The 12,273-nt window shown below is 73.9% G+C and carries 9 protein-coding genes and 2 pseudogenes; 7 read left to right on the top strand and 4 right to left on the bottom strand.

Annotated features, from left to right (window positions below; translation table 11 throughout):
- Window positions 1–90: 90 nt before the first annotated feature.
- The 4 genes from ABTZ58_RS23905 to ABTZ58_RS23890 form a co-directional block, all read right to left on the bottom strand.
- Entirely contained in the window at window positions 91–3,114 is a 3,024-nt protein-coding gene (locus tag ABTZ58_RS23905) for a hypothetical protein (protein WP_351360169.1), read from the bottom strand.
- Window positions 3,114–4,148 (bottom strand): type VII secretion system-associated protein, encoded by a 1,035-nt coding sequence (locus tag ABTZ58_RS23900; protein ID WP_351360166.1) that lies wholly within the window; start codon window positions 4,146–4,148, stop codon window positions 3,114–3,116. The genes ABTZ58_RS23905 and ABTZ58_RS23900 overlap by 1 nt, the downstream gene beginning before the upstream one ends.
- Window positions 4,149–4,496: 348 nt before the next feature.
- Window positions 4,497–6,533 carry a histidine kinase gene (locus ABTZ58_RS23895; protein WP_351360163.1) on the bottom strand — a complete coding sequence of 679 codons (2,037 nt, stop codon included), beginning with the start codon at window positions 6,531–6,533 and terminating at the stop codon, window positions 4,497–4,499.
- A 108-nt stretch (window positions 6,534–6,641) separates the two neighbouring features.
- On the bottom strand, window positions 6,642–7,316 hold the full coding sequence (locus ABTZ58_RS23890; RefSeq protein ID WP_351360160.1) for an FMN-dependent NADH-azoreductase: 675 nt from the start codon (window positions 7,314–7,316) through the stop codon (window positions 6,642–6,644).
- Between the two features lie 132 nt (window positions 7,317–7,448).
- Between ABTZ58_RS23890 and ABTZ58_RS23885 the strand changes: the two genes are divergently transcribed.
- The 7 genes and pseudogenes from ABTZ58_RS23885 (at window position 7,449) to ABTZ58_RS23860 (ending at window position 12,254) form a co-directional block, all read left to right on the top strand.
- Window positions 7,449–8,384, top strand: coding sequence for a LysR family transcriptional regulator (locus ABTZ58_RS23885; protein WP_351360157.1), 936 nt, complete (start codon window positions 7,449–7,451; stop codon window positions 8,382–8,384).
- Window positions 8,385–8,900: 516 nt separating this feature from the next.
- Window positions 8,901–9,092 (top strand): annotated as a pseudogene (locus tag ABTZ58_RS23880) (alcohol dehydrogenase catalytic domain-containing protein); the annotation flags it as partial.
- A 41-nt stretch (window positions 9,093–9,133) separates the two neighbouring features.
- Window positions 9,134–9,505 (top strand): MDR/zinc-dependent alcohol dehydrogenase-like family protein, encoded by a 372-nt coding sequence (locus ABTZ58_RS23875; protein ID WP_351360154.1) that lies wholly within the window; start codon window positions 9,134–9,136, stop codon window positions 9,503–9,505.
- 99 nt (window positions 9,506–9,604) lie between these two features.
- Window positions 9,605–9,778: a zinc-binding dehydrogenase gene (locus tag ABTZ58_RS23870; protein WP_351360271.1), complete on the top strand. Its 174-nt coding sequence runs from the start codon at window positions 9,605–9,607 to the stop codon at window positions 9,776–9,778.
- 274 nt (window positions 9,779–10,052) lie between these two features.
- Window positions 10,053–10,167, top strand: a pseudogene (locus ABTZ58_RS40250) (class A beta-lactamase); the annotation flags it as partial.
- A gap of 154 nt (window positions 10,168–10,321) precedes the next feature.
- Window positions 10,322–10,507, top strand: coding sequence for a serine hydrolase (locus tag ABTZ58_RS23865; protein WP_351360268.1), 186 nt, complete (start codon window positions 10,322–10,324; stop codon window positions 10,505–10,507).
- A gap of 166 nt (window positions 10,508–10,673) precedes the next feature.
- Window positions 10,674–12,254: a penicillin-binding transpeptidase domain-containing protein gene (locus ABTZ58_RS23860; protein WP_351360151.1), complete on the top strand. Its 1,581-nt coding sequence runs from the start codon at window positions 10,674–10,676 to the stop codon at window positions 12,252–12,254.
- Window positions 12,255–12,273 lie beyond the last annotated feature (19 nt).

The raw sequence follows: 12,273 nt of genomic DNA, 5'->3' as shown, positions 1-12,273 counted from the left end.
GCAGGTTTTCCCGACCCTCGGAGGAAGAACACCCGTGATCACGTGACCCCGGTGGTCCGGACGGGTCGAAGGGCCGCGGATGCCGTCGTCTCACGTGGGCGCCGCTCCCGCGCCGAACAGGGGACCCGCACAGCGCGTTGGCCACCGGTGATCGGGGCCGCCGATGGCCGGGAGTGCGTCGAGCGCCGCGCTGAGGCGGGTGAGCGCGGTCCGGTCCGCGTCGTTCAGCCCCGCGGGCTCCTCGGGCCCGGACCGCGCACCGGGCACCTCCCGCAGCAGCACCATGGGTTCGGTGTCACCCGGGCGTACCTGGAGCACCCGGAAGACGGAGCCGGGCGGGAAGACGACCTCGTCCGCACCGCCCGCTCCCGCCCCCGCCACGGCCAGAGCGCGTACCCGGTGTGCCGTGGACGACCAGACGGCGTACCGCACGGCCGTCACCGGTACGGCTGCGGCGCTGAGGGGCAGTCCGCTGATCGGCGCCGGGTCGTGGAGCACGGTGCCGGGCAGCAGGGACTCCACACCCGTGGGTGCCGGACCGCCGCGCACCACCGCGCCGCGGTACGTAGGCAGTCTGCGCAGGCCGGAGACCAGACACAGTGCGTACGGCAGGCGGGACGGGTCGCCGGTGCGCAGGGAGCGGGCCAATTCCGCGTGGTGCAGCGGTCCGGACGGCGAGGAGAGGTAGGCGCGGACCGCCACCAGGTCGGTCCGGACGACGTCCGGATCCTGTCCGCGCAGTACGGGCATACGGGTGAGCGCCCGGGCGACGCCGGCGGCGTGCCCGTCCCACGCGGAACCGGTGAACCTGCGGAAGGCCGCGCGGTCCTGCGCGTCGGGGGACCGGTGCACGGGTGGGGACGCGGTGGTGGCGGGCCGTCCGGTTCGCGAGAGCGGGGTCGTCGACGCGGTAGCCGCCGAGACGGGTACCGCTGAGCCGGCCGTCGAGACTGGGGAGACGGGTGCCGCCGGGGACGCGGGGGGCGACGGTGCCGGTGGGGGAGTGGGACGCGGCGACGTGGGTGGGACGGGAGCGGTGTTCCCGGTCACCGGCGTGTGCGGGCTCGCCGGGGTGATCGGCTCGGCCGGGAGGGACGGGGCCGCCGGGGACGGTGGAGGACTCGGCTCCGCGGACGCGGGCCGGTTCGTATCCGGGCCCGACCCCTGGGGTCGCGCTGCCGTCGGCGGAGCGGGGACCGCGCCGGACCGCGGCTGCCGGTCCGGTGCGGTGGTCCGGGCGGCAGGCTCCCGTCCTACTCCGGCAGGGCTGCCGGACGCGTCGGTGGCCGTGTCGGGGGAGGGGGACGGCCCCACCCCGGGTGCGGGTGGGGAGGGCGCCGCGGCGGAGCCGGACGACGAGGCGCGGAGAGGGAGGGGGGCGACTGGCAAGTCTGTGCCGTCGGCCGGGTCCTTGTGCGCGGCTTCGGCCATGCCGTCCTCCGTGAGCGGCGCCCCGGCGGGACCGTCGGACCGGGACTGCGGCTGGGTCCGTTTCGGCGGCGCGGTGGCGCCCGTCGCCGGGACGCGGCTGGCACGCGTGGAGGCCGCGTCGGCGGACGTCTTGTCCCCGGTGTCGGCCGACGTCCTGTCCTCGGTGTCCGGTGAACGTCCCGGTCCGGTCCGGACCGCCCCCTGGAGTGCACCGCCGGAAGCCATCGTGGTCACGGTGACGGCGGGCCCGCCCGGACGCACCGGTGCTTCCGGCGCCCTCACCAGGGTCAGGGCCACGTGGTGGCGTACGGCCATGCGTCGCATGTCCTGCAGCGTGTCACCGGAGATGGCCGGTATCCGTAGCTCCGCGTGGGCGCGCAGAGCCGGGTCCAGGCCGGACAGCACCCGTTCGCACGCGCGCAGGAACGAAGGATCCGAGTGGTCCGTCGACGCCGAGGCCTCGATGACGAAGCGCTCCGGGTCGACAGGCCGGCAGGCAGGAGGCGCCGGGGGCCTGTCGCGCTCCTCCAGGGCCACCCCGGCCCGGGTGAGGGACAGGCGCCACCGCTCGGACAGGTCGACGGTGCCCCGATCGGTGGGCTCAGTGCCCGGCAGTGGCGACCTCGGCTGCACTGGGCGGGGCGGGACGGCGCGCCCAGTGTCGGGGTGGGCTGGTCGGCAGCGCACCGCTTCCACGACCGGCTGCCACGTCGGGGTGCCGGAATCGTCGGTCAGGGTCACGTGTACGCCTGTGCCGGGGTCCTCGCCGCCCGGTAGGGGCAGCCCCGTCAGCAGCTCGACCTCGGTACTGAGCAGGTCCGCCACCTCCTGGGCGACCGGCAGGACGTCCCGGTGCGAGCCGGAGGCGAGGCGCACCCCGGCGCGCACGGCCGCCGGGAGCGTCACCAGCAGGGCGGCCACGGCGTCCGCCGGGACGGCGCGGCCCCGCGGGGTGCCGAGCAGGACGACCGGTCGCTGCGCGTCGGGCGCGACTGCATAGGACAGGTCCCCGGGTTGCGGCGCGGCCTCCTGCACCGGTCGCACCAGCACTCCGGCCGGTATGCCGTCGACGGCGCACTCGTCGTCGAGCTGGCGGGGCAGGCGGTTGAAGGCGGACTGCCAGGACGGCGCCGGGTCGCGCGGTCCGAGCAGTACGGGCTCGGTGCCGGGGGCGAAGAGGTACCAGGTGCCGCTCCCACCGGAGGTGTCGGCCGGGGTGAACAGTGATCCATCCGGGACGACGACGACCGTCCCGTCGGCGGCGGTCACCTCCAGCTCCCAGGTGTCGGCGATGAGCTGGGCGACACACGGCCGGTCAGGACGGACGGCGCCCGCTCCGGCCAGGGCGAGTCTGACCCCGGTGACGTCTGCCGTGGCCAGCGAGTCGAGCACCTCCGCCAGGAAGGGCCAAAGGTCCGGTGAGTCCGCCGCTACGGCGCCGAAAAGCAGCGTGACGGTCCCCGGTTTGCCGTGCAGCGCACGCCAGTCGGTCCCGCCGGTGTCGGGTGGACCTTCGTAGGCCGACCTGATAAGCCGTACTCCGTCGGCCTGGTCCACGACGAGGACTATCCGCGGCGCTTCGGCACCGTCGCCCGTGCGCCGGTTCCGTTCCCGGCCGAAGGAGCGTCGCCCCTCCGCGTCGGTGCCCCGCAGCCGGGCGAGGACGCCGGTCCAGCGCGGCACTAGTCCTCTCCTCCGGCCGTCTCATGGCGTGCCTCGGTCTCCGGCGTGTCCGCGAGAATCTCCGGGGTGCCGGGCTCCTCGACCCAGTTGTGCCACGAATCGCCGCCGACCAGCCCGCCAGCCGGAGCGACAGGTACGTCCTCCGTGGTGCCCCGCACCGCCGCGACCTCGTCGGCGCTGTCCGCTTCCCCGCCCGTGCCGTCGGTGGGCTCCGCTTCCCCGGCCGCGCCGTCGTCGTCACCGGCGGGTGCCTGATCCGCGCCGTCCTCGGCCAGCACCTGGCGCAGGACGTCGGCGGGCACCGCCACGCTCACCGGGGACGTGGGGCTGAGGTAGAGGACTTGCTCCCCTTCCCGCAGCTCCGCCAGCAGTTCGGGGACGGTGGTGGGACGGTGCGGGGGCAGGTCTGCCTCGCGCAGTTCGGGGGTCGGGCTGAAGACGGTGACCACCGCGTCACCGTCCGGCCCTTCGGAACGCCGTGGCCTGCCCTCCGCGTCGAGGAACACCTCGATGCGGGCCGCCGCCAGGGCGGTGGCCACCGCCCTGGCCGGCCCGTATCCGGTCACGGCGGACTGCACTGCCCGGTCCGTGTCGTCGGCCGGGCCGAGCCAGCCGAGCGCCTCGGGGGAGGGGCGGTACTCCAGGTTGTCCTCCCAGCCGGCGATCTCGCCCGCGTCGTCCGAGCGCCACCGGCCGACGACGGCCCACAGCGGCGGGACACCCGTGCCTTTCCAGTAGGGGTCGGGCAGGTAGAGGTAGTTGTCCGGTGCCAGCCGGGCGGCCCTGACGATGTCCTCGGGAGGTTCGGGGATCTCTTCAGGAGAGGACACCGGCTGCCACACCTCGTCCTCCTCCACGCCGTCGTCGGCCGGCGGTCCGTCCTCCCCGTCCGGGGGAAGTGCGGACAGCCGCGCCATGGGCAGGGAACGGTCCGCCTCTCCCGACGCCTCCGGGAGGGCGGACGAAGTGCTCGGACCGTCGTCGGCCTCCCCGGTGAAGGCGGTCGTCGCCGTCACGTCTGGCTCAGTGCTCATGTCGTCCTCGCCTGTCGTGGTGCTGTGATCGGGGCGGGCGGAGCGATGTGCGGCACGGACGGTGACCGGCCGCCAGCAGACACCAGCCGGTGTGCCCGGCCGGCCTCTCCCACCACTTCCTGCTACGAGACCCACGCTGTTCGGTTCACACCCGGAGGCCACCGCTCACCGCGGCGCGGCGGACGGTGACCCGGTTCGTGCCGGGTACGCCTGCCGTGACAATCCCGACACGTCCCGCCGCCCGGTCCCGCGACGTCCGCCAGCTCAGGGGCGACGAGGGCCGACGCTCCCCGGAAGCCGGAAGCCGGAAGCCGGAAGCCGGAAGCCGGAAGCCGGAGCTGGCTGTGGTCAGGCGTCCCCGGCGGGCACGGCAGCCGCTGCCTGGCCACCGGCGGACCGGTTCCCCCCGGCACCGGCCGACCCGGGCGCTCTCCCGTCCGGGCCGGCGCCGGTCTCGACCGGGCGCAGGGTCTGCAGCAGTTCCCGCATGGCGGCCAGCGCCGAGCGGGCCTCGACGGCGACGTCGTCCAGGCGCCGAAGTGCGGCCAGTTCCACCAGCCGCGTCGTGCGGCCCAGCACCGCCTGATGCAGGCCCTGGGCGATCCGCAGGCGTTCGGCGACGGCGACGGCGGCGGCCTGCCGCACCGAGTCGGAGAAGGCGCCCTCCTCCCGTGCCAGGACGCGCAGCCGTCGTGTCCGTACCGCCGTGCCCGCTCCCCACAGGGCCGCCAGTACTGGGCACACCACCACACCCGTGATCCCCCATGCCCAGACGAACATCATTGGTGAGGTGGCACCGTCCATCAGGCTGCCGTCCACGCCGGCCGTCGCCGCGACGGCGGCGGCGAAGCCGAATGCGGCGACGGGCGCGGCGGGCCAGGTGCGCCCGGCACCGCGTCCATAGGCGGCCACCGCGTACACCGCCATGGCCTCCGCGGCCACGGCACCGGGCAACTGGTCCAGCAGCGGCGACGGCAGCAGGCCCGCGGCGCGGGCGGCGGGCCACAGCAGCGCGGTGGCGGCCACCGCCCACAGCGCCGCCCAGGGAGCGCGCCGCCGCCACAGCAGGGGCAGCGCGTGCACGGTGGTCAGCGCGAGCAGCAGGACGGTCGCGCTGAGTCCCGCCGTCCGTTCCCCCTCCTCGGCGGCCAACAGCACCAGCAGCACCGGCAGGACAGCGGCCGTGAACGCCGGTGCCGCGTCGGCCAGCCGCTGGCGGCGCAGGAAGAGGCGGCGCCGGGAGGACGGGGCTGGCTGCCGGGGTCCGGTGGCGTCCGGTAGCCGGGCTCGCACCTGCCACCCGCCGTGGGGTGCGGGTCCGGCGGTCACGTCCCCGCCGACGGCCGCCGCTCGCTCCCGCATCCCGGCGATACCGCGTCCAGAGCCCAGACCGGTCCCGCCCTGGCCACCGCCGCGCGGGGCGTCGTTGTCGACCACCATGTCCAGTGCCCCGCCGTCGCGCCGTACGCGGACCCGTACGGCGGCGCCCGGCGCGTAGCGCAGGGCGTTGGTCAGCGCCTCGCGCAGAATGCCGAAGAGGGCTTCGGCCGCCGGACCGGCCAGGTCGTCGGGGAGGTCGGCGGCGATCGGCCGGCCCAGCCGGCCGAAGGCGGCCACCAGGTCCCGGACGGGGCCCGTCATCGGCTCCGGTTCCGCCCGGCCGGTCTCGTGCAGCACCGCCACCAGCCGCTGGAGCGCGGTGAGCGTCTCCCGCCCGGTGTCCTCGGCGAACCGCAGCGCCTCCTCGGCCAGTTCGGGCCGCTGCCCGCCGAGCTTGCGGGCCGCCTCCACGGTGACCACGACGGAGGTCAGGTGGTGGGCGCTGACGTCGTGCAGTTCCCGGGCCAGCCGGTGCCGTTCGTCGTCGGCGGCCCGCCCTTTGTCCTTCTCCGCCCGTACCAGCCGCTGCGTCGCCGTCCAGCGCCCGGCCACCCAGTGACGCCGTGCCTCGCCCAGTCCGGCGCAGACCGCGAACAGCACGGCCGTCAGCGTCGCGGTCCCGGCGAGGGCGTAGCCCATTCCCTCCCGTACGGCGCTGAGCGCCCCATGGCAGCCGACGACCGCGGCCGTGGCCCGCACGGTGACCCATCCACCGCACCGCGCTGCCACGGAGTACAGCGCGACCATCAGCCCGATGTCCACGTACCAGTCGGCCGCCACCGACTCGCCCACAACGGATGCGGCCAGTACCCCGGCCAGCGCGCGCACTGGCATCCGACGGCGCCATCCCAGGGCGGCGGTCCCTGCCGCCGTGGCGGCCAGCACCCCGGCCACGGCCGCCGCCGCGAGCGGCTTACCACCGGTCAGGGCGGGCCCGGCCCACAGCAGTACGGCCTGCAGAGCGGCCAGCAGTGCGGGCAGCAGCCAGTTGCGTGTGGTGTCCATGTCGGGTCCGAGCGTAGGCCGGTGACGGGACGCGGGACGCGCCGGGGTGGGAACTCCCTGGGCCGTGAGGCTTCCTGTTCCCACCCCGGACTCCTGCGGTTGCCGCTCCTAGGCGTGCGCGGCGTGGGCGCGGGCGCCGTCCATCGCGCTCTCGTACGACGCGGCCGCCATGTCCTTGAACTGCGCGAGGCGCGGCACATGGGCCGCCTTGGTCATCTCCGCGTGCAGGAAGGTCAGGTCGTCGGTAAGCCCGACCATGCCGAGCGCCGCCCGCAGGTACCGCTCCTGATGGTCGGAGTCGTGGCGCGGCGTGCCCGGTCCGTAGGCACCGCCGCGCGCGGACGCCACGACGACCTTCCTGCCCGACAGCGGGCCCTCACCCGTCTCGGGGGAGGCGATCAGAGGCGCGATCAGGATGCGGTCGAACCAGGCTTTGAACGTGGAAGGGACGGAGAAGTTGTACATCGGCACCCCGAGCAGGACGGTGTCCGCCGCCAGCAGTTCCTCGACCAGCGGCCAGGTCACCGACCAGCTCGCCGCCTCCTCCGGCGTCCGGGCCGCGTCCCGGGCGGTCTCCAGGTCGCGTACGCCCTCCGTCTCCAGCCGGTGCATGACGGCGATCTGGGCGGCGTCGATGTGCGGCACCTGGTCGGCCGCGAGGTCACGGTAGACGTACTGGCCCTGTGGGTTGGCCTTGCGCCAGGCGCGGGCGAACTCGGCGGAGATCTGGCGGGAGACAGCGTCCGGACGCGGACTTGAGTCGATGTGCAGCAGGACGGGCATGGTGGTGCCTTTCGTTCGGAAAGTGAGCAGAGGTGGTCGGTCCTCCCATTGAAAGCGGCTCCTGGCCCGGATTCACGTACACTGGTGTGACTGTTCCGGGATGGCAGCGTTAGGAAATATGACGGTGCGGCGATGCTGAACGTGCGCAGACTGCTACTGCTGCGTGAGGTCGAGGCGCGCGGCTCCATCGTGGCCGCCGCCCAGGCCCTCAACTACACCCGTTCCGCGGTCTCCCAGCAGCTGTCCGCCTTGGAGGCGGAGACCGGCACGACCCTGCTCAACCGCAGTGGCAACCGCGTCGAACTCACCGCCGCCGGACACCTCCTGGTCCGGCACGCCGAACGGATCGTCGCCCAGCTGGAGAGCGCCGAGGCCGAGCTGCGTTCCCACGACGGGGACGTCACCGGGGAACTGCGCATCGGCGTACCGCTGCACGAAGGACCGTCCCTGGTCGCGCCCGCCGCCACCCGCCTGCGCACCCTGCACCCACGGCTGCGCGTCACCCTGCACGGTGTGACGCCGACCGGCGGGCGGGAGCGTGTCCGGCTCGGGGAACTCGACGTCGCCCTGGCCGCCCGGTACTCACACGTGCCGGTCACCGGTCGGCCCGGCCTGCACGAGGAGGAACTGCTCACCGACGACATCCGCCTCGCCATCGCCCCGGACCACCCCCTCGCCCGGCACGCCGGACCCCGCCCCCTGGAGGACTTCGCCGACGTGTCCTGGCTGCTGGACCGCACCACGGACCTGGGCCGGCTCGGCCTGCACGTCTGCGCCGACGCGGGCTTCGTTCCCGACGTGGTCTGCGACGCCGGCGACCTGCAGGCCGTCCTCGGCCTCGTCGCTCTGGGCTGGGGGGTCGCGCTCGTCCCCGACCTCGCCCCCGACCGGCCGGGCCACCCCGTGGTGCGCCTGCCCGTCCGCGGGCACCGGCTGCGCCGCCACACCACCGTGGTCGTCCGCGAAGGCGCCCTGGACAGCCCGCCGGTGGCAGCGCTGCTGCCCGCCCTGCGGGAGGCGGCTGGCGGGCTGGCCGCCCCGTCCCCGCCAGGCACCGGCAGCGGCTGACCGGCCATCCGCCGCTACGCCACCCTGGCCGCAGCCCGGTCCCGCCCTCTCGCGTAGAGGGGGACAGGGAGGCTGTACGCGACGGCCGCGAGAGGCCGTTGCTGAGGACTGGGCGGCAGCTTCCTTCTCCCCCGGCCGAGCACGGCAGGCGAACCGCCGGAGCGGGGGAGCGCGGCCCGCCCTCGCGAGAGCGGGGGCGCCGCACGCTGGAATCCGAACGGGGCAGTACGCGTACCTCACCGACACCGACGGCCCACATGACGGTCCGCCGTGGCCTGGGGCCCGCTCCTGGCAGGGCTTGTGTCGGAGGGGGCGTCCGCGCTCTCCCGGGGCGCCGTCAACCGCGAGGCGGGTGCAGTGCCGCGGTCGGTCGCCACGCGTGCGATCGGGGCTCCGCCGAACCCCCGCGCCCGGACTCCCGTAGTGGCTCGCGAGTATCCCGTCGTACTGCCGGCTTCGTGGCGTCGGCCCCGCACCTTACGTCCGAAAGGGAAGACCTTGCCTGCAGCCGTCGTCATGCTGGAACCGAACGCGCCACTGGAGATCCACCGGAGCGCCCCTCCCGACCTCGAACCCGCTGCGGTTCTGTTGCAGACCCTCGGCAGTGAGGTGTGCGGGACCGACGCGCACCTGTGGAAGGGGCAGCTCGCCGGTGTGCCCTACCCCATCATCCCGGGGCATGTGAGCGTCGGCCGGATCGCCGCCCTGAACGCCGAGGCGGCGTCCCCCTGGACGTGTCCGGTGAACCCGTGCACGTTCGCCAGGTCGTCACTTCCCTCGACGTGTGGGGCACCTGTGGCCGGTGCTGGTACTGCACCGTCGGGCAGGCCACGACCCGCTGCCCCCGGCGCAAGGTCTACGGCGTCACCCTGTTCGCCGCCGACGGACTGTTCGGCGGGTGGGCCGAGTACATCCACCTCAAACCCGGCGTGCACATCCTTCCGCTCCCCGACGGACTGAACTGGCGCGCCTTCCTGGCCGGCGGCTGCGGCATGCCGACCGCCCTGCACGCCGTCACTCTCGCCGATGTCGCGTTCGGTGACACGGTGGTGGTGCAGGGGGCCGGGCCGGTCGGCTTGTGTGCGGCCGTTCTGGCCCAACTGCGTGGGGCGGCCGGGTGATCGTGGTCGGCGGTCTGCGGGTCAGGCTGGAGGCCGCCTCCCGCTTCGGCGCGGACGTGGTCGTCGACACCACAGCCGCCGAGACGCAGGCAGCGCGTCCTGGACCTGACCGGCGGACGCGGCGCAGACGTCACGATCGAGGCGACCGGCGCCCCGGCGGCCGTGCCCGAGGGTATGCGCCTGACCCGGGACGCCGGCCGGTACGTCGTCGTGGGCCAGTACACCGACGCGGGGACCGCGACGTTCAACCCCCACCTCGACAGACCGTGGTGAAGGCGCTGGTCGTTCCGCGGCCGACCGGCCGGCAAGGCGACCGATGAGCCGTATCACCGCCTCCACCCGCGAGGACAACGAGCGGGCCATCCGCACGGCCATGGACCGCCTGCTGTCCGGCGACCTTGTCCCCGGAGCACGCGTCGGCCTGGCTGACGTCCGTCTCGTTGCTCTCGAAGCCCAGCGTGGACGTGGCCATGGACAGCCGCCACCCCGCGCCGGCCCGAGGCCACCAGGTACTCGCCAGGCAGGGCGAGAGGATTTCCACGACACCGCAGCGAACCTGTTGCTGAGGGAACTCGGCGGCCTGACCGCCGTCACTGCCTTATGCCGCTCGGTCGGTGACGAGGTGCTGGACCGCTGGGAGCCCGGCCTCAACTCGGCCGAACACGACCGGATCACGGACACCACCACCCTCCCTGGCCATCGGCAGGACCTACGCGCGGATCACGGTGACCACGGCCCTGCGGTCGGCGGACCGCGCACTGGTGAACGGCTAGCTGCGGGACAACACCACCGGCGACAACCGGCTGCGGGGCCGGTCTGCCCGCCGACTGGACCGTTGGGGAGAAGCCGGGGACCGGCGCGTACGGCACCACGAACGATGGCGGTGTCGCCTGGCCGCCCGGTCGGCCTCCCGTGGTCCTGGCCGTGCTGTCCACCACAGCCGACCCGGACGCCCCGCCCAACGAGCCCTTGGTCGCCGGGACCGCGGCAGCCGTGGCCTGATCCCGGCCCCGGCCCCGCCCCGTGTCCGCGCCGGGCGGGCAGGTCTCAGACCGCACGCCGCACCGTGGCGGCGGTCCGCTCAAGAACACCGGACGTGCGACCGGTGAACCGAAAGCCATGGCCTGCGTTGTACGGCGTGTACAGCACGTTGTGCCGGGAGGCCAGGTTGAACAAGGGAACGAAGCTCGCCATCGCGGGGACGGTCGCCGTGCTCCTGTGTGGCGGGAGTTATGCGGTCGTCGACGCGGCCGGGCTGCTGAAGAAGAGCGGTCCCCTGTCCGATGACGAGATCCATTCGGTGGCGCAGGAGTTCCTGGGTGCGTGGGGCGACGGCAATGTGGACACGGCGGCGGATCTCACGGACGACTCGGCGGCGGCCTCAGACGCGCTGGCGCGCTTCTGGCGGGAGCTGGGACCGGAGATGTCCGCGCAGGTCGTCCGCGAGGACACCGCCAAGGTCGACTTCCGGGTCACCCTCCGGGTGAAGCACGACAACGCCGGCTCCGTGTGGGCTTACGACTCCTCGCTGCGGACGGTACGTGACCAGGAGACGGGCGAGCCGCGCGTCGTGTGGTCGCCCACTGTCGTGCACCCGGGCCTCACCCGCAAGGGTGACGCGCTGGACATAGTGGAGGCGAGCGGGCTGTCGATCCAGGCCACCGATCGGGACGGCACCAAGCTCACCGCCGAGGAGTTCCCGTCCCTGGCGGCTGTCCTGCCCGATCTGGGCAAGCGCTATGGCGAGAAGCTCGGCGGCCGCCCCGGTGTCGAGGTCCGTGTCACCCGGCGGGACGGCACGGCGGGCCCGTCGCTGCACACCGTGTCACGGGGCAAGCCGGCCACACTGCGCACCACCCTGTCGGCTGGCCTGCAGCGGGCCGCGGAGCGTGCCGTGAAGAAGTATCCGCAGTCCTCCGCTGTGGCGGTCGAGCCCAGCAGCGGTGAGATCCTCGCGGTGGCGAACAACCGTACCGACGGGTTCAACGCGGCCTTCCTGGGCGGTCGCGCACCCGGGTCCACGATGAAGATCGTGACTACGGCAGCGCTGCTGGAGAAGGGGCTGGTCGAAGCGGCGAAGCCGGCCCCCTGCCCCAAGTTCGCGAGCTACGAGGGCGCCACCTTCCACAACCTGGACAAGTTCACCATCGAGAACGGCACTTTCTCCGACGCCTTCATCCGGTCCTGCAACACCACGTTCATCGGCTTCGCGGACGACATCGACGGGGACACACTGACGCGGGAGGCCAAGGAGGTGTTCGGCCTCGGTCTGGAGTGGCGCAGTGGCGTCGCCACGTTCGACGGCAGTGTTCCGCAGGCGGAGGGCGGGGAGAAGGCCGCCGGAATGATCGGGCAGGGCAAGGTGCAGGCGAACGCGCTGAACATGGCCTCGGTCGCCGCGACCGCTGTGACCGGGCAGTTCCGCCAGCCGGTCCTGGTCTCACCCGACCTCGACGGACGGGAGATCGCCGAGACGGACCGTTCACTGCCCGACGACGTCGCTGGACAACTGCGCGACATGATGCGCCGCACGGCCACGCAGGGAACGGCGGCCGAAGCGCTCAGCGGGCTGACCGGTGACGTCGGCGCGAAGACGGGATCGGCGGAGGTCGGCGGGGAAGAGGTCTCCGACAGCTGGTTCACCGGCTTCCGTGACGATGTCGCGGCGGCGGCCATGGTGGAGGCGGGCGGCCATGGCGGGGACGCGGCGGGACCGGTCGTGAGGGACATCCTGGCAGCAGGGAAGTGACGCGTGGTCACACAGCTCA

This window comes from Streptomyces sp. NPDC094143 (assembly GCF_040303825.1).
In the GTDB taxonomy this organism is placed as follows: Bacteria; Actinomycetota; Actinomycetes; order Streptomycetales; family Streptomycetaceae; genus Streptomyces.
This window is presented reverse-complemented; position numbering and strand designations above follow the sequence as displayed.